General features: G+C 70.5%; 14 protein-coding genes and 1 tRNA gene. 5 read left to right on the top strand and 10 right to left on the bottom strand.

Annotated elements, in window-relative coordinates:
* Positions 1 to 20 precede the first annotated feature (20 nt).
* Both AB0G50_RS17500 and AB0G50_RS17495 read left to right on the top strand, forming a co-directional pair.
* Positions 21 to 863: a DUF3105 domain-containing protein gene (locus tag AB0G50_RS17500; RefSeq protein ID WP_360109027.1), complete on the top strand. Its 843-nt coding sequence runs from the start codon at positions 21 to 23 to the stop codon at positions 861 to 863.
* A complete protein-coding gene (locus tag AB0G50_RS17495; RefSeq protein WP_360109024.1) occupies positions 863 to 1537 on the top strand; it encodes a DUF305 domain-containing protein in 675 nt (224 codons plus the stop codon). The genes AB0G50_RS17500 and AB0G50_RS17495 overlap by 1 nt, the downstream gene beginning before the upstream one ends.
* 290 nt (positions 1538 to 1827) lie before the next feature.
* Here the strand turns inward: AB0G50_RS17495 and AB0G50_RS17490 are convergent, their stop codons facing one another.
* On the bottom strand, positions 1828 to 3015 hold the full coding sequence (locus tag AB0G50_RS17490) for an ROK family protein (RefSeq protein WP_360109021.1): 1188 nt from the start codon (positions 3013 to 3015) through the stop codon (positions 1828 to 1830).
* A gap of 456 nt (positions 3016 to 3471) precedes the next feature.
* On the opposite strand from AB0G50_RS17490, the gene AB0G50_RS17485 reads away from it, so the two are divergent.
* On the top strand, positions 3472 to 7167 hold the full coding sequence (locus tag AB0G50_RS17485; protein ID WP_360109018.1) for a GH92 family glycosyl hydrolase: 3696 nt from the start codon (positions 3472 to 3474) through the stop codon (positions 7165 to 7167).
* 7 nt (positions 7168 to 7174) lie between these two features.
* Here AB0G50_RS17485 and AB0G50_RS17480 read toward each other — a convergent pair whose 3' ends face one another.
* Positions 7175 to 8080, bottom strand: a complete 906-nt coding sequence (locus AB0G50_RS17480) for a cation diffusion facilitator family transporter (RefSeq protein WP_360109015.1) — start codon at positions 8078 to 8080, stop codon at positions 7175 to 7177.
* A gap of 342 nt (positions 8081 to 8422) precedes the next feature.
* Between AB0G50_RS17480 and AB0G50_RS17475 the strand changes: the two genes are divergently transcribed.
* Positions 8423 to 8497: transfer RNA gene (locus tag AB0G50_RS17475), tRNA-Arg, on the top strand.
* A 183-nt stretch (positions 8498 to 8680) separates the two neighbouring features.
* Here AB0G50_RS17475 and AB0G50_RS17470 read toward each other — a convergent pair.
* A complete protein-coding gene (locus tag AB0G50_RS17470) occupies positions 8681 to 8923 on the bottom strand; it encodes a hypothetical protein (protein WP_360109012.1) in 243 nt (80 codons plus the stop codon).
* 862 nt (positions 8924 to 9785) lie between these two features.
* Here AB0G50_RS17470 and AB0G50_RS17465 point away from each other — a divergent pair.
* Complete coding sequence (locus AB0G50_RS17465) at positions 9786 to 9980, top strand: hypothetical protein (protein ID WP_360109010.1); 195 nt, start codon at positions 9786 to 9788, stop codon at positions 9978 to 9980.
* A gap of 39 nt (positions 9981 to 10019) precedes the next feature.
* On the opposite strand, the gene cas6e is transcribed toward AB0G50_RS17465, so the two are convergent.
* Genes cas6e through cas3 form a run of 7 tightly spaced genes read right to left on the bottom strand, consistent with a single transcriptional unit; the run spans position 10020 to position 17476 of the window.
* On the bottom strand, positions 10020 to 10691 hold the full coding sequence (gene cas6e / locus AB0G50_RS17460) for a type I-E CRISPR-associated protein Cas6/Cse3/CasE (RefSeq protein WP_360109007.1): 672 nt from the start codon (positions 10689 to 10691) through the stop codon (positions 10020 to 10022).
* Complete coding sequence (gene cas5e / locus AB0G50_RS17455; protein ID WP_360109004.1) at positions 10682 to 11392, bottom strand: type I-E CRISPR-associated protein Cas5/CasD; 711 nt, start codon at positions 11390 to 11392, stop codon at positions 10682 to 10684. The genes cas6e and cas5e overlap by 10 nt, the downstream gene beginning before the upstream one ends.
* Complete coding sequence (gene cas7e / locus AB0G50_RS17450; protein WP_360109001.1) at positions 11389 to 12492, bottom strand: type I-E CRISPR-associated protein Cas7/Cse4/CasC; 1104 nt, start codon at positions 12490 to 12492, stop codon at positions 11389 to 11391. Before cas7e ends, cas5e begins: the two co-directional genes overlap by 4 nt.
* Positions 12489 to 13106 (bottom strand): type I-E CRISPR-associated protein Cse2/CasB, encoded by a 618-nt coding sequence (casB, locus tag AB0G50_RS17445; protein WP_360108998.1) that lies wholly within the window; start codon positions 13104 to 13106, stop codon positions 12489 to 12491. The genes cas7e and casB overlap by 4 nt, the downstream gene beginning before the upstream one ends.
* Entirely contained in the window at positions 13103 to 14743 is a 1641-nt protein-coding gene (casA, locus tag AB0G50_RS17440) for a type I-E CRISPR-associated protein Cse1/CasA (RefSeq protein ID WP_360108995.1), read from the bottom strand. Before casA ends, casB begins: the two co-directional genes overlap by 4 nt.
* The gene (locus tag AB0G50_RS17435) at positions 14689 to 15048 is read right to left on the bottom strand and encodes a hypothetical protein (RefSeq protein ID WP_360108992.1); all 360 of its coding nucleotides are present in this window, start codon (positions 15046 to 15048) and stop codon (positions 14689 to 14691) included. Before AB0G50_RS17435 ends, casA begins: the two co-directional genes overlap by 55 nt.
* The gene (gene cas3, locus AB0G50_RS17430) at positions 15041 to 17476 is read right to left on the bottom strand and encodes a CRISPR-associated helicase Cas3' (RefSeq protein ID WP_360108989.1); all 2436 of its coding nucleotides are present in this window, start codon (positions 17474 to 17476) and stop codon (positions 15041 to 15043) included. The genes AB0G50_RS17435 and cas3 overlap by 8 nt, the downstream gene beginning before the upstream one ends.
* Positions 17477 to 17593: the final 117 nt, after the last annotated feature.

Here is a 17593-nt window from a genome sequence, read left to right as displayed (position 1 = left end):
ACACGAGACCTGAGGCGGACATGACCAGCGGCAAGAAGACGAAGGCCGCGCGCTCCAGCGTGGCGGCGGCGCGCTCCTCTGTGGTGACCAAGAAGTCGAAGCCGTGGGGGACCATCATCGCGGTGGTCGCCGTCCTGGCGCTGGCGGGCTCCGTCTTCGGGTACGCGTACTCGAAGATCTCCGAGAAGAACGCCAAGGAAGCGGCCCTGGCCCAGTGGGTCCCCTCGGACACCAACAAGGACCCCTCGGACAAGATCCAGGGCGTGGTGAAGAAGGAGTACCCGGCCGGCAAGCACGTGCAGCCGACGCAGCGGGTGGCCTACGACCTGACCCCGCCCTACGGCGGCCCGCACGACAGCACGTGGGCCAGCTGCATGGGCGTCGTCTACACCAAGGCCGTGCGCACCGAGAACATGGTCCACTCGCTCGAGCACGGCGCCGTGTGGATCGCGTACAACCCGGACCAGGTGTCCGGTGAGGCGCTCGACAAGCTGAAGTCCCGTGCCGACGGCCAGCAGTTCACCATGCTGTCGCCCTACCCGGGTCTCGACAAGCCGATCTCGCTCCAGTCCTGGGGCCACCAGCTCAAGGTCGACTCGGCCGACGACGAGCGCATCGACCAGTTCGTGAAGTCCTTGCGCCGCAACCAGTACACCTACCCCGAGGTCGGCGCCTCGTGCGACTCGTCCACGTTCGACGTGGACAACCCGCCGGCGTTCGTCGCCGAGAAGCCGGGCACCGACGCGGTGCCGATGGACGGTGGCGTCGTGGACAACCAGGAAACCGGCAACACGGCGTCGGTCAACCCGTCCGCGCCTGCCACCACCGGTTCGGCCGCGCCGTCCACCCAGCCGAGCAGCTGATGAGCGACGTCGGGCAGCAGCGCGGGGTGACCGCCACCCGCGCCGTCGTGGTGACGGTCGCGGTCGTGGCCGTGCTGCTGCTCGGCGCCGCCGTGGGGTTGTTGATCAGGCTCCCGGGTTCGGACGGCGGCGCGCCCGCGAAGGACTCGGTGGACGTGGGCTTCTCCCAGGACATGGCCGCCCACCACCTCCAGGGCGTGACGATGGCGAACCTGGCGCGGGACAAGAGCGCGGACACCGCGATCCGCCAGCTGGCGTTCGACATCGAGTCGACCCAGCAGGAGCAGGTGGGTCGGATGAAGGGCTGGCTGTCCCTGTGGGGCATGCCGGAGCAGTCGCCGGACGGCACGCACATGGCGTGGATGGAGGAGTCCTCCTCGCACGCGCACGGCTCGGCCGAGGCGACCGGCGGCGTCGACCTGATGCCCGGCATGGCCACGTCGGCGGAGCTGTCGAAGCTGCGGTCGCTGTCCGGGACCGAGTTCGACGTCTACTTCCTCCAGCTCATGCTGCGCCACCACCAGGGCGGCGCGCCGATGGCCCAGTACGGCGCCACGCACGCCTCGCTCGCCGTGGTGCGGACGCTCGCGGACAACATGCTGAAGTCGCAGACCAGCGAGTCCGAGTACATGAAGCAGCTGTTGACCGCCCGCGGGGCCGGTCCGCTGCCGTAACCCCGCCGCAGGTTTCCCCTCACGCGGTGCGCTTCTACGCGCGTCGTGGCCCTCGTGCGGCCGGGAGTGCTCTCCGTTGGCACACGGGGCAGGTGAATGCGGGCGCGGCACCTGCCCCGTGCGACGGTCTGGAAGGGACCACGTCCCCCGTACTCCCTTCCAGACTCCCCTTGCAACAACGGAAGGACACAACACCCTCCAGGAGGAGGTGCGGTAACGCTACGTCTTAACGCTGACTTTCACACTTCCCCCAATTGAGTGAATCACCAGGTGAAGGAGTGTGATTACTCTCAGAGAGTGACTGGTTCACGGCGTTCGAAAACGAGGTCTCGCGCCGAGCGCAGACCCATCGCCACGGCGCCGCTGAGCACCGCGCCGTCACCCAGTCCACCCGCCACCACGCGTGGTGTCAACGGCGTCGTACGGCGTAGCGCGGCCTCCAGCGGAGGGAGCAGCAGGTCGGTGTTCGTGCCCACACCTCCGCCCAGCACCACCACTTCGGGGTCCACCACGGCCGCCACCGAGGCCACCACGTAGGCCAGCCGCTCGGCCTCGTCGGCCACCGCGCGCAGCGCCCGACCGTCGCCCGAGCGCGCCGACGCGAACACGTCCTTGGCCGTTTTCGCGGTCAGCCCGTGCGCCCTGGCCAGCGCGACCACCGAGTCCGCGGCCACCGCGGCCTCCACGCTGCCCCTCGTTCGGGTGTCACCCTCCCGCGATTCACCGAACGGCAGGTACCCGATCTCCCCCGCCGCGCCCGACGCGCCGCGGAACAGCCGCCCGTCGACCACGATGCCCATCCCGACGCCCGTGCCGACGGTGACGCACACGAACACGTCGACACCCTTCGCGGCCCCGTAGGCGCGCTCGCCGACGGCGGCCAGGTTGGCGTCGTTCTCCACGACGAGCCCCGGCCCCAGCACGGCCTCCAGGTCGTCCAGCAACCCGGGCCGCTCCCAGCCGGGCAGGTTGGGCGCGCGGGTCAGCGTGCGGTCGGCGGGGTTGGGCACACCGGGCGTGCCGACGACCTTCACCACCAGGTCCGACCAGCCGAGCCCGGCGTCGGCCACGGTGCGCTCGGCGAGTTCCTTCACGGTCTTGACCAGCGCGGACGCCGACCTGCACCGGTTGCGCTCGTCCACCCGCGCGACCACCGAACCGGCCAGGTCCGCGACCGCCGCCCGGATCCGCAGCCGGCCGATGTCCACGCCGAGCACGTACCCGGCGGCCGGGTTCGGCTCGTACACCACGGCCGACCGCCCCGGCCCCGCCGTGGTCCGCCCGATGGGCCGCACGAGGTCACGCCGTTCCAGGTCGAGCAGCGCCTGGCCGACGGTCGGCTTGGACAACCCGGTGGCCCTGGCGATCTGCGGCCGCGTCGCCGGCCCGCCGTCGCGCAGTCGCTCCAGCACGGCGCGCTGGTTCAGCACCCGCATGCCCGCGGGGGTGCCCGCTCGGGGCGCCTTCCGGACTGTCACGGCGAGTGAGTCTAGATCTCCCGAAGGGGTGACTGGACAGCGTTGTGGACAACACTCGGGGTTGCCGATCTGCGGGCTCGACAACGTTGTCAACAGCCGATCCACGCATGTCGGCGTCAGGGCGGAGCGCGCAGACGGCGGGCGGCGGCTCGGTTCGGTGTGCGGCGGCGGTGTCCGGTCGACGCGGCAGCCTGACAGCGGCTCGGCGCGCGCACGAGGAGGCCGGGTCCGGATCGCGCGACCCGACGCGCACCGGCGGTGTCCGGAAGGCGGCCGCGCCCCGCCGACCCGGCCGTCGGCACCCCGGTGGTGGCCCCGGTCGAGCAGGCGACCCTGCCCCGACCGTCGGCGGTTCCGGGGTGCCCGCGCCTCGTTGTCGCCCTGACGACGGCTGCGCCGGCACGCGGGTGCGTGGCAGGCTGGTCTCCCGCGACCACCGCACGGGGGGAGCCGGCCGTGAGCGAGATCCTCTTCGCCTCGTCCTTCGAGGACGGACAGCCCCAGCCCCGCTGGACCAGCACCGCCGACACCGGCCCGGACGGCGTGCCGCGGACCGCCGGCGTCGACGGGTCCGACCCCGCCGCGCTGCCCGGCGACGTCACCGACCTGGTGGTCGACGTCGTGGTGGACGCGGAGAACCCGGGCGGCGGCGAGGTCGGCGACAACCTGGTGGACGGCAGCCCCACCACCAAGTGGTTGACCTTCGCCCGGACCGGGCGGGTCGAGTTCGCGTTCGCCGGGCCGGTCGTGGTGCGGGGGTACGCGCTGACGTCGGCGAACGACGCGCCCGAGCGCGACCCGCGCGACTGGGCCCTGCTCGGCTCGACCGATGGCGTCGCGTGGACCGCCGTCGACTCCCGGGTCGGCGAGGGGTTCACCGCGCGGTTGCAGCGGAAGGTCTACGCCACCGCGGGCACCGCCGCGTTCACCCGGTACCGGCTGGAGATCACCCGCAACGCGGGCGGCCCGATCCTCCAGCTGGCCGAGGTCCGCTTCTCCGACGGCTCGACCACGACACCGCCGCGGACCATGCGCACGACCACCGGCAAGGGCGCGACCGGCGGGTACGCCGCGAAGTCCGGCGTGGGGTTCACTGGGCGCAAGGCGTTGCGGTACGGCGGGAAGCACGGCGCGAGCGGCCGGGGTTACGCCTACAACAAGGTGTTCGAGGTCGACCTCCCCGTCACGCGCACGACCGAGCTGTCCTACCTCGTCTTCCCGTCCTACTTCGACCAGGACTACGCGTCGACGTACGTGGCGGTCGACCTCGCGTTCGACGACGGCACCTACCTCAGCGACCTCGGCGTGCCCGACCACGGCGGTTTCGAGCTGTCGCCGCGCGGGCAGGGCGCCGCGAAATCCTTGTACACCAACCAGTGGAACCGGGTGGTGGCGTCGATCGGCGCGGCCGCGGGTCGGCGGATCCGGCGGATCCTGGTGGCGTACGACAACCCGCGCGGCCCGGCGAGCTTCGGCGGTTGGGTGGACGACGTCGTGGTGCGGTCCGCGCCGGCGGTGGTCGACCGGCCGCGCCCGTCGGACCACGTGCTGACCACCCGCGGCACCAACTCCACCGGGACCTTCTCGCGCGGCAACACCTTCCCGGCGACCGCGCTGCCGAACGGGTTCAACTTCTGGGCGCCGATGACCGACGCCGGCTCCACGACGTGGTTCTACGAGTACGCGCGCGCCAACGACGAGGACAACCTGCCGCGGTTGCAGGCGTTCACCGCGAGCCACCAGCCGAGCCCGTGGATGGGCGACCGGCAGACGTTCCAGGTGATGCCGTCGGTCGGCACGCCCACCGCCGACCGCGCGGCGCGCGCCCTGCCGTTCCGGCACGACAACGAGATCGCGCGGGCGCACTACTACGGCGTGTGCTTCGAGAACGGCCTGCGCGCCGAGGTCGCGCCGACCGACCACGCCGCGGTGTTCCGGTTCACCTTCACCGGCGACGCGGGGAACCTGGTGTTCGACAACGCGTCCGACGCGGGCGGGTTGTCGGTGAACCCGGAAACCGGTGTGGTGACGGGGTTCTCCGACGTGCGCAGCGGGTTGTCCGTCGGCGCCACCAGGTTGTTCGTCTACGGCGTGGTGGACCGGCCGGCGGTCGGTGGTCGGCTGACCGGGTACGGGCGCGACGCGGTGACCGGGTACCTGCGGTTCGACACGTCGGTGGTGAAGACCGTGACGCTGCGGATCGCCACCTCGTTGCTGGGCGTGGACCAGGCGCGGCACAACCTGGAGCTGGAAGTGTCCACTTCGGACACGTTCGACGCGGTGCGGGACCGGGCGCGGCGGGCGTGGGACGAGCTGTTGGGCCGGGTCGAGGTCGAGGGCGCGACCGAGGACCAGCTCGTGACGCTGTACTCGAACCTGTACCGGCTGTACCTGTACCCGAACGCGGGCCACGAGAACACCGGCACCGCCGCCGAGCCCCGGTACCGGTACGCCTCGCCGGTGAGCCCGGCCGGACCGTCGACGCCGACCCGGACCGGCGCGCGGGTGGTGGACGGGAAGATCTTCGTCAACAACGGTTTCTGGGACACCTACCGCACGTGCTGGCCCGCGTACGCGCTGCTGACCCCGGTGCGGGCGGGTGAGCTGGTCGACGGGTTCGTGCAGCACTACCGGGACGGCGGCTGGATCCCGCGCTGGTCCTCGCCCGGCTACGCCGACCTGATGACCGGCACCAGTTCCGACGTGGCGTTCGCGGACGCGGCGGTGGCGGGCGTGGAGTTCGACCTCGTGTCGGCGTTCCGGGCCGCGCTGCGCAACGCCACCGTCGCGCCGCCGAACCCCGGCGTGGGTCGCAAGGGCCTGGAAACCTCGGTGTTCACCGGCTACACCTCGACCGCGACGCCCGAGGGCATGTCGTGGGCGGTCGAGGGTTACCTGAACGACTTCGGCGTCGCGGCGCTGGCCGGCGTGCTGCACGCGCGCACCGGCGACCCGGAATACCTCGCCCACCAGGAGTACTTCACCCGGCGGTCACTGGACTACACGCGGTTGTTCGACGCCGGGACGGGGTTCTTCCGCGGCCGCAGGCCGGACGGGACGTGGCGGGTGCCCGCCGCCTCGTACGACCCGCGCGTGTGGGGGTACGACTACACCGAGAGCAACGGCTGGACCATGGCGTTCTCCGCGCCGCACGACCCCGGCGGGTTGGCGCGGCTGCACGGCGGCCGGGAAGGCCTGGCGTGCAAGCTCGACGCGTTCTACGCCACGCCGGAGACCGCGCGGTTCACCGGGTCCTACGGCGGGGTGATCCACGAGATGACCGAGGCGCGCGACGTGCGGATGGGGCAGTTGGCGCAGAGCAACCAGGTGGCGCACCACATCCCGTACCTGTACGACTACGCCGGTCAGCCGTGGAAGACCCAGGAGAAGGTGCGCGAGGTGCTGTCCCGGCTGTACCTGGGCAGCGCGATCGGGCAGGGCTACCCCGGTGACGAGGACAACGGCGAGCAGTCGGCGTGGTGGCTGTTCGGCGCACTCGGCTTCCACCCGGTGCAGCTGGGCAGCGGGACCTACGCGATCGGGTCGCCGTTGTTCACCAAGGCCACCGTGCGACTGGACAACGGGGGCGTCCTGGTGGTGACCGCGGTCGGCAACAGCGCGCGGAACGTGTACGTGCGCTCGTTGCGGGTCAACGGGAAGCCGTGGGAACTCGCGTACCTGCCGCACGCCGAGATCGCGTCGGGCGGCACGCTGGAGTTCGTGATGGGCGACACCCCGTCGCGCTGGGGCGCGGACACCGTGCCACCGCCGGTCGCGCCCGGCTTCGGACCGTGGCGGGACCTGACCGCGACGTGGACCGTGACGGCGTCGCGCGACCCGCGACCGCTGGTGGACGACACGTCGCGCACGTCCGGGCGGGTGTCGTGGGTGCGGGTGTCGGGTGACGTGCCGGAGTGCGCGACGTTCTACACGCTGACGTCGGCCCGCGGTTCGGCCGACCCGGTGTCGTGGGTGCTGAAGGGTTCGGACGACGGCGTCTCCTGGTCCACTGTGGACTCGCGGACCGGCGAGGTGTTCCCGTGGCGGCAGCAGACCAGGCCGTTCCGGATCACCGCGCCCGGCCCGTTCCGGCACTACCTGCTGGAGTTCCCCGCCGAGGTCGAGCTGGCCGAGGTGGAACTGCTGGTCTGACCGGCGGTCACCAGGAGATCTCGCGGCACCGCTGGGCGGAGTCGCCCGCCTCGACCTGCAACGTGGCGTGCTCGATGTGGTACCGCTGGGCCAGCAGGGCCTGCGCGGCCCGCAGCACCTCGCCCGGATCCGCGCCGCCGCACGTGGTGAGGTGCGCGGAGGCGACCTCCATGCCGGAGGTGAGCGTCCAGACGTGCAGGTCGTGCGCCTCCTCGACGCCCGGCAGCCCGCTGAGCTCCTGCTGGACCTCGGTGACGTCGAGGCGTTCGGGCGCGTGCTGGAACAGGATGCGCAGCGCGCTCGCGGCGAGCTTCCAGGTGCGGGGCAGCACGAACAGGCCGATGGCGACACCCATCACCGGGTCGGCGTACCGCCAGCCGAACAGCAACGTCACGGCGCCGCTGAGCAGCACGCCCACCGAGCCGATGAGGTCGGCGAGCACCTCCAGGTAGGCGCCCCGGACGTTGATGCTCTCCTTGGCACCGCCGCGCAGCATGAAGAACGACGCGATGTTCGCCACGAGCCCGGCCCCGGCCGCCAGCACCACCGGCAACCCCGGCACCTCGGGCGGGTTCCCGAACCGCCCCGCGGCCTCGACCACGACGTACCCCGCGACCCCGAACAACAGCACGGCGTTGGCGAGCGCGGCGAGCACCTCGGCCCGGTACAACCCGAACGTCCGCCCGCGCGTGGTGGACGTGCGCCGGGCGAGCACGATGGCCGCGAGGGCCATCCCGACCCCCAGCACGTCGGTCAACATGTGCGCGGCGTCGGAGATGAGGGCGAGCGAGCCCGTGCCGAGCCCGACGACGAACTCCACGACCATGAACGCCGCGCCGATGCCGAAGGCGACCCAGAGCCGGCCGAGGTGCTTGGCGCCCCCCGACACACCGTGGCCGTGTCCGTGACCCATGCCCGCGAACATATAGTCACATGCGCATGAGTGCAACTCAATCGTGACGCGCCCGATCGTTGACTTTTACCCAGGTCAACGCCCCAAGCACGAACCCCAGGCGTCGAGCGTCCTGCCTCCCAGCCCACGTGTCCAGCACCCACCACCAACAACGCCCGCACTTACCACGAACGGTCCAGCCACCCACCCCGATCCGGGTGAACCCCCTCACCGGTCACAACACTTCGTAACCCCACGGATCCATCAACCTCGTCGGACCCCACCCCACCAGCCCCGATCCCCGGGCCGACCCCCGGTGAAACCGACTCCCCCGAGTGCGCTAAGCTTTGCCCCGTAGCTACGGCCCCCGTAGCTCAGGGGATAGAGCACCGCCCTCCGGAGGCGGGAGCGCAGGTTCGAATCCTGCCGGGGGCACCATCCTTGACCTGGCCTTCCGGCTGGTTCAAGACCCGTGAACCTCGCGTCATGACACAAGTCGTGACGCGAGTTTTTCGTTTACCGTCCCGTCCATGGCCAGGCCGACCAGCGCACCGCGACGGGAACGGGCAGCATCGACACGCTGCCTTCCGGTACCCCGCGCGCCCACGTCCTCGCCGGCGATCAGCCACCGCTACCCGCCGCATGGTCACCAAACTCGGCATCACCACCACCTTCCACAAACTCCGCCTCCAACCTCATCGCGGGCGGGGTGGACATCCGCACCGTCGCGGGAAGACCCGGCCACTTCGGCGGCGGAACCACCACGCTCAAGATGTACGCGGCCTGGGTCGATGAAGCCGACCAACGCGCCTCCACCACCCTCGGAAGGCTCGAATTCCGCAGCGCAATCCAGATGATCAACACACGGCTCACCGCGAAACACCAACGTTCCTACGGCGGTGCTCCTCCTCGGTCATGCAGGGTCGTCGCTGATTGGCCTGGGTTCTTTGTAGCCGAGGGTATCGAGCACCCGAAAAGTCCATTAGAGGTCGACTACAGTCTGTTGCGGTAACTGCCGTTCTGGACGGCACTGTGGCCTTGCGTCGTTTGCCGTGCAGCTTGCGTTCGACGTCTCACGGGCGTACGACCAGTGGCCGGAGAAGTCGTCCTCGACCCGGTGGGAACGGACCGCGTCCAGGATGCTGCGCAGCCGGCCGGTACGGTCGGCGGCTTCCACGGTCTCGACCACGGCGTCGTGTGCGTGTGTCGATCAGCCATGACCGGTTGGCGAGATCGACCGCGACGGTGAAACGGTGGCACGAGAGGCCTTCGACGTCGTTCGCGGCACCCAGAAATTGTTGCCACACGCCGCGCTGAGCCGAATATCGCAACGCCATTCGGCTGTTGTCAGCAGATTCAGTCCTGGTGGAAGCGTCGCGCAAGAGGCTCGCGGTGATGCGCTAGGCTCGACCGGGCAACAGCCGACAGTCTTACTCCCTCATCGCCCTCGATCGAGCGGATCGACGGCAGCGAGGGGTGGCCCGAGCCGGCAGTCCTACCGATGTCAGCTATTGGCACATTCCCCGCGCCTGCGGGGGTCGCGGCGAGAGAAGTCGTCGCACAGTAGAACGGCCGACCGGGGCCCTGTAACGAACAGGCCCCTCCGTGCCAGCGGAGAGGCCGTTCTTCTTCCGTCGAACACGTCCATCCGTGATTGCGAGGAAGGAGACCCATGTTACGTGGCGAACGTGACCCGGGCGAGGGTAGAGGACCGATCGACCCGAGGTTGTTCGGCATCCTCCTGGGCGCCGTGCTGGTCGCGGCCCTGACCGGGGTGCCCGCGGGAATCGGGGCGTGGTTGGGCGCCGATCGACTCGGCCGGCCGGGCCTGTCCGCGGTGGTGGGCGGCTTGACGTTCCTGGCCGTGTTCACCACCAGCTTCATCAAGGCGCTCTCCTCGTTCCAGAAGCTCATCTCCTGACGTCGCTCTGGGTGAGGTCGCGGTCGTTCGACGGTGGCCTCACCCGGAGGACGTGTGCGGTACCGCCAACGTGATGAGCCCGCAACCGTAGGCCTTCGCCCGACCGATTCCGTTGACGAGGGCCTCCCTGAACGCGATCGGGTCGGTGACGACCAGGTGGCCGTCGAAGCGGACCGCGTCGACGGTGATCCTGGTGCCGTCCTTCTGACCGCTGAGGCGGGGCAGGGGTGACGGGGCCACGTCGGGTCGGCCGTCCGCGGCCGTGGGAATGACGAAGCCGTGGAGTTCGCCCTTGCGGCACAACCAGGCCACCTGGTCGTCCGCCGATTGGTGGGCCACTCGACGGGAGCTGCCCTCGAGCTCCGGTGGACGGCTGTCCCGGGTCGGGTTGGCTTGGAGGCGGAACATCAGCTTGCGGCCTGGGGCGACGGCGTCGACGACCGGTTTCAGGGACCGGGTCTCGGCAGGTCGGGCGAGGTAGCCCGCCGGAAGCTTGCCCCAGTCGGGAGCAGTGAGGCTTTGAACGTAGTGGGTGTAGCCGGCGGTCGAGGGGTCCAGGCGCCACAGCACTCCGTGGGTATGGCGCGCCGGGGTGCCCGCGACGACGTCGGGGAACGCGGACATGAGGGTGCGGTGCATGTCGTGGACGTCGGCGAAGTCGCGGCGGAACTCGCGCGACCTGACGTTCGGGCTGAGTCTGGTCAGGTGCACAGGGGTCCTCCTGCACCGATCATGTCGTCGGTCAACTCGGTGGTGTCCACGAGGACGTGGCGGGTGCGGAAGGCACGGCTTGCGAAGTCGACCGGGTGGTCATGACGTGGTTCGGCGCGGGGATCGGTCGGCGCGCAGTCGCTGACAGTGCGCAGCGGGGTCCGCCGGGCCCTGCGGCGTTCGGCTTCGCGGGCATCGGGGTCGATTTCCAGCCACGGGTGCGTGGCGACGACTTCGCCCGCCGGCACGTCGGACAACGAGTCGGCCGTGCGCAGCGGTCGGGCCGGTACGAAGGCGCGCCGGCCGAAGAAGACCGGCCACTGCGGGCGGTCGACGCAGCCGTGCAGACGGGTCAGCAGGGCGGGGTCGCCTTCGAGGACCACCAGGAACAGCGCGTCGGCGAGGTAGTAGCGCTCGCTGACCACCGTGCGATGCCCCTTGCCCTCGGTGGTGGGCACGTTCTGCGTGGTGTGGTAGTCGCGTTCGAGGATGCCTTCGCGGTCCACCCTTACCGTCATCCGAAGGTCGGCCAGTCCGGCGAGGGCCTTCGTGTCGCCCCGCCGGATGCCGAGCGCGGAGGCGAGCAGGCCCACGACCCCGGACTTGGTGGGTTCCCGCGTGGTGTCGCGGATGACCCCGCGTGACCTCGTGCCCCAGGACTGCATGGGCGCGTCGAAGCACAGGGCTAGCGAGGCGGTCATGCGGTAGTGCCGGCCAGCAGTCGACCGGTGAACTCTTCGATGTCGGTGACGACCTCCTCGTCGGACAGGTGCGGGACGGTTCCGCTGACCGACGCCGCGACGACGGTGCGCAACCCGCCGTCGCCGTAGAAGCGCCTCAGCTGGGCGAAGTGACGGGTGAGCAACTCGGTCGAGGTCACCATCAGGTCCGAACCGGTGACCGGCTTCAGGAAGGCGTTCGCCAGGTTCCAGGCGCCCGCGTCCCGCACGACCCCCAGCAGGGTGTCGGGCATGGTGCGCGCGGCGGTGGAGTTCTGCTTGCCCCCCGGCACCGCGTGCACGAACGCGTGCAGCCACGCCTTGACACCTCGCGCGGCCAGGTCGTCGTCCTCGCCGAGGTTGCGGCTCAGTTGGGCGAGGTCGACGTTGGCGTACCGGTAGTAGCACGCGGAGTTGAAGTCGACGGTGCCGATCATGTCCGCGCCCGAGTCCTCGTCGGCCTTGAGGTCGTCAACGGCGGTGTAGAAGTCGAACTCGTTGACCACGGCGTGAGTGGACAGGGCGTGCGCGACCTGGCAGGCGGCGTCGACGTTGAAGTCCTTGTTGTCCGCGATCATCCGCCCGAACAGCGCCACGTCGACCGCGCCCACGCCGTCCAGGACGTGCTTGGCGGCAGCCGCGGTCGCCTTGTCGGGCTTGGCCTTGACGCCCTTCTTGTCCGCCGCCGCGAGTGCGTCCCAGTTCTCGACGCAGTACCGGGCGAGGCGGTCGATCGACGCGCGCCCGACGAACAGCAGGTACTGGGTCAGGTCCTTGGTGTCGACACCGAATCCGAAACGACCGAGTGCGGCGACGACCACCCGCCTGGCCTCCTCCGCGGGACGGCCCTGCGCGGTCAGCACCTCGGTGGTGCTGCCGACCAGGCGCTTGGTGCGCACACCCGTCTCGGTGTGGTCCAGGCCGTAGTCGTTGAACAGCAGTCGTGCGGCGCGCTTGAGCGACTGGCTCGAAATGCGCGCGCGGTTGTGGCCGCCGAAGGTCGCGGTCTTCGGCTGGCCCACGTCGTCGCGGTTGAGATTGCTGACCGGGAAGGATTGCAGGAGGTGCAGTTCGAGGATCACGTCTGGTCTCCGAGTGCGGCTTCGGGTTCGGGTACGGGTTCGGCGGCATCGGTGCCCGGCGCGGTGGAACGGGTGACCGGCAGGTGGTAGTCACGGGCCCACTTCAGCCGGACCCGGTGGGACTCGTCGCTGCTGCTCTCACCCAGCAGCACGACAAGGTCACCGAGGAGTCGGTGGTGGTCGACCCGGATGTCGTGGGAGGCAAGTAGGCGGACGGTCTGCCGCAGGTGGTGCGCGAGGCCGTCCCGGTCGCGGGCGAGCAGCTGGACGAAGCGGCGGTCGGCGGCGGCCCCGGTCCTGGCTTTCAACTCGCCCATCGACGCGCCCATGCTGCGGCGGTGCGTTCCGGCACGCGGCTGACGGGGGTTGAGCGCGAACAGTCCCGCGACCAGCAGCCAGACGTCCTGCTCGGACTGCGGTGGGTCGTGCTTGAACACGTACTCCAGCGCCTCCGCCTGCTGCCGCGGTCCGGAGAAGATCCGACGCATCCGGGCCAAGGCCTGGCGCGCCTCGGCCGCGCGTTTGCGGTTCTTCGACCTCGCGTCGGACTCGAACTGGTGAAGACTGTCCACAAAGGCCTTGCGACGCCCGTGGACAGGGACGGGTTCGGTCACTCCTCCTCCCGGGGGATGTAATTGCGCACCTCGTGGTCGAAGGTGCGGACGAGTGAGGCCAGCCTGGTCAGAAACCGCTCGAAGTGCTTGGCCATCGGGATCAGGTCCGTCGCCTCCACCTCCGATCCGGTGGCCCACCGCTCGGCGGCGCGCTGCGCGACCTCGCGGACGTGGCGGGACCACGCCGCCGTGGCACGGGTCGACTCCCCGCCTCGCGGCCAGGCCTTCGCCAGATCCCGGAGCAGGCGGGCGAACTCGTCGGTGAGCGTGGGCCAGTAGTCGAGGTCCAACCTGCTCGACGGGGGGGCACGCCGGTCCTTGCGGTAGTCCCGTTCCATGTGGCGCAGCGCGGCCCCGGCGTTGTCGGCGAGCGCGATCGAGGTGCCGACCAACGCCCGCAACGCGCCGTCGTCGGCGCGCAACAACGCCACCGGCGCCGGGACGCGCTCTTCCAGGTAGGCCTCGACCACCGAGCCTTTGTCGTCCAACTGCTGGCCGAGGACACGCAGGGTGTAGACCTCGTCGGCCCCGATCTGCCCGTCTGCCACGTGGTCGGGGATCTTGTGCAGGGTGCGCGGTCTCAGGCGGGACCGGTTGTCCTCCCGGCGGTCGACCAGGAGCAACTCGAGGCTGTGCCGCCACACACCGCGCAGGGGCACGAGCCGCACCGGCAGCAGTGGCTTGTCCCGCAACGGTTTGCCGTTGGCCCCGACCGGTTGCCGGAACGCCGCCATGCACTCGTCCACCACCTGCGACCCCGTGTAACGGTCGCCGGGGGTGATCACCACGCCGTCGACCACATGGCGATCTCCGTCCTCGCGGTGGGTCAGCAGGATGCGCCGGGACGGCCATGTCAGCAGGTCGGTCCACCCGCGTGACGGGCGGGATCCCGGTTCTCCGCCGGGAGGTTCCGGGCACTCCCACACCGGTCGGTCCTCTGGGGTGTTGCCCGTCGGGCGGTCCAGCTCCGGCTGGTAGGGAAGGAGGTTGAGCAGCAGGGTGTCCTTCAGGGTCCCGGCCTCGACAACCACCACCCCCATCGTGTTGCCGGGTGCCTTCTGCGACGACTTGTCCTTGAGGAACGGCGTCTTCATCCCGCCGGGGTCGAAGCACTGGGCCGTGACCAGCCACCGTGCCGCCTCGGCCGGCGTCATCGTGACTCGATCGGCGGCGGTGGTGTGGTCGAACAGAGTGACCTTGTTGCCCGCAGCCAGGTGCGGCACGAGCTTGGCCGGGGTCGAGGGCGTCAGCGCGCCCAGAGCCGGGCACTGGAAGAAGGGGCGACGCGGGTCGAACAGGTTGAACCGAGGCCGCGTCGATTTCAGGTACTTCGTCAATGGTCCGCGGGGTAACGCCCCGGCCGACCACAGCTCGTCCCAACCCTCGTCGTCCGGCGGGCCGAAGGCGCGGTGCACCAGTGCCAATACCAATCGGTACAGGGCGGCGGTCATCGGCGGTGTGTGGCCGACGATGGACCGCAGTTCGTGCGCGCGCGTCAGCAGCTCCTCCAAACCGACCTCGACTGTGTCGCCACTCCCGTCGAGCACCGGAACCCACCGCTCGGTGGTCAGGTCGAAGGCCCTCACAGGTAACCGTCCACGCGCACGCCCCGCTCCTCGCTGTAGCGCAGAACCCACGCCCCCACCCGGCACACACCGTCCTGGAACACCAGCGCGCGGTGGTGGCGCAGCCAGGAAGCACCGGACAGCAGCGGCGGCGCCGCCATGGCACACACGTCGCGCACGACCTCGTCCGGCACGCCGTCCGGCGCCGACAACTCCGCGGAGCTGTCCAGCAACTCCTCCAGCGCCACGTTCGACAGGCGATCCGCGCAGAGGTCGACGGGCAGTGAGCCGGACACCGCGGTCAACCCTCCGGAGGCTACCCGGTTCAGGATGACCACCCGCACGGTGCGCCTCGGCGGTTGCGGCGGTTCAGTCACGACGGCTCCGCCCGCCACGCACCGAGCCGATCCGCTGGGCGACACCGGTCAACTCGGTCAGCCGTTCCACCGCCGCGGGCATCGGGACGTACCACTGCTTCGCCTGGTCCTGAGCGGTGGCGATCGCGCTGCGGTAGGCCTCTGCGGTGCGTTCCCACAGCGCTTCCCAACCCGGCGGGCAGGCGACTGCCTCGTGCGGTCCGTAGACCGCGTCCACGAGGCCGGGCACGTCCTGCGGGCAGGTGATCGCCGGGCGGTCCTTGAGCAGCGCCCACGTCCTGGCCAGGACGTGGAGCGCGTACACGGAGTGCAGGTAGCGGGGAAACCGAGGACCGTCATCGGTGTCCTCGACCCCGATGACGCCGAGCACGAGGTCGCCGCGACCGTCGCGGGTGTGCCGGTGCACCCGTCCGGCGCGCTGGACGATCAGGTCGACCGGCGCCAGATCGGTCGCCATCGCGTCGAAGTCCAGATCCAGGCTCTGCTCCAACACCTGGGTGCCGATCACGATCGCGTGCCGCCGCGTCCCGCCCGCGCCGAACCACCGGCGCAACCGGCCCTCCACCTCGCTCCGGCGCCTGGTGGCTAGTTGGCCGTGGAGCAGCTCGACGTCGGGCCGCTCGCTCTCGGGCAGCCGCTCGACGGCGGCGCGGACGCCGTCGTAGGTCGCCGTGGCACGGGCCACCAGGTTGTGCACCACCGCGACCCCGCGGCCACCACGCGCCCGTTCGACGAGCCAGTCGACGATCGTGTCGTCGGTGACTTCCTTGTCCAACACCACAACCCGGTTCTCGTTCAGCTCGGACGCGGCCACGCCCACCACCTTCGGCGGGTCCGCCTGGGCCACCGTGATCTGCGGGTACACCGCGTCGGAACCGCCACGCGGCACCCCGGACGGCGCACGGTCGAGTCGTCCGGCCTGCCACGCCGCGACCAGGTCCTGACGGCGGTGTGATGGCAGCGTGGCCGACAGCACCACCACCGAGGTGCCGAGCCGGCCGAGCCACATCAGCAGGCGGTCCAGCAACGCGGACATCTGCGTGTTGTAGGCGTGAACCTCGTCGAACACGACGACCTTGTTGGACAACGCCGCCAAGCGGACGAACACGTGTCCGGACCGCACCACCGAGCGCAGCGCCTGGTCGACCGTTCCGACGCCCAGCGGTGCCAACAGGCTCTTCTTCCGGGTGAACCACTCGCCGGCGGCCTCATCCGAGTCGAGCGGGTCGTCCCGCCCGACCTCCCGGGGTTCGACCGCCCTTTCCTCCAGGTACGCCCGCGCGTCCGAGTGCACGAGTTTCACGGTGGCGGGGTCGCCCAGCCGGACGAGGAGGCCTTCGACCACCTCCAGGAACTGGTGGCTGGTCGCCTTGGTCGGCATCCCGACGTAGATCCCACCCAAACCCAGGGAGCGCACCAACGTCGACGCGACCTGCAACGCCAACTTGGTCTTGCCCTCGCCCGTGGGCGCCTCCACCACGAACACCGCGGGTTCCGACATCCCGGCCACGAGCCGCTCGGCGACCTGTTGCGCGGGCCGCTGGTCGGTGTCGTCGGGGAACAACGCGGCGAACGAGGTGTCCGACGGGGCCGACCACCTCACCAGTCGGGCCGTCGCGACGGCCTTGCGCGCCTGTTCCCGTGCTCGCGCCGCATACCCGACGATGTCGAACGCGCCCTCGGGTGACACGTAGTTCCTGACGTCGGAGGCGATCCAGTCGCTGACCGCCGTCACGGCGGCCAGACCGACGCCGGCCACCGGACCGAACCTCACCAGGGACCACGGCAGCGCCTCCGGCTCGGGCAAACCCCACACCCGTGCGGTCGCGAGCACCAACTCGTCGCGCCACCCGGCCCACCGCACCCCGCCGTGGTCGTTGACCTCGTCGCCTGCCTGGCCGACCTGGCTGCTGTCCGGGAAGTAGCCGTGGTGCCCACCCAGTGCCGTGGCGATCCGCACCGCGTCGCGTGCCCGCATCCCCCAGCCCCGCAACATGCCACCCAGGTGCAACGCCGTCACGGTTCCGTGCGGTGTGTCGACGCGCGGAATTCCTTTAGGCCGCTCCAGATGACGTACATCCTCGACCGCGACGCCGTCGAATCGCCGCGCGACCACGTCCGCGCGCAGTGCCTGGAACCCCACTCCGAACTTGCCGAGATCGTGAAGTCCGCAGAACAGGGCGATCCACCCGTCCTCGTCACCCAGGGAGGAAAACGCGGACCGCAACTCGGCCAAGGTCGACGGGCTCAGCAGCACCGGCAGCAGCAACTCGGCCACCGCGGCGGTGTCCAAGACGTGGCACACCAGCGGATGCGGCACCCGCTCCCCCGATGCTTTACCCCAGGGCGCCCATAACTCGGGCACTGACGCACCCCTCCCGCACACCGGCGAACCTCGACCGGAGGGATGAGAGCACACTCCCGGCATCCACGACGGAATGCCAGGCGGCGTGTCGTCACATCGGGTGCGACGTCGCCGGGAAATCCACCGACTCGGAGGGATTCAACGGAAGCTGGCCGCAGAATTGCGTATGCCGGGTCGGTG

Origin of the sequence: Actinosynnema sp. NPDC020468 (genome assembly GCF_040642015.1) — a bacterium.
Lineage (GTDB): Bacteria > Actinomycetota > Actinomycetes > Mycobacteriales > Pseudonocardiaceae > Actinosynnema.
Note: the sequence above shows the minus strand (reverse complement) of the source record. Positions and strands in the feature narration are given on the sequence as shown.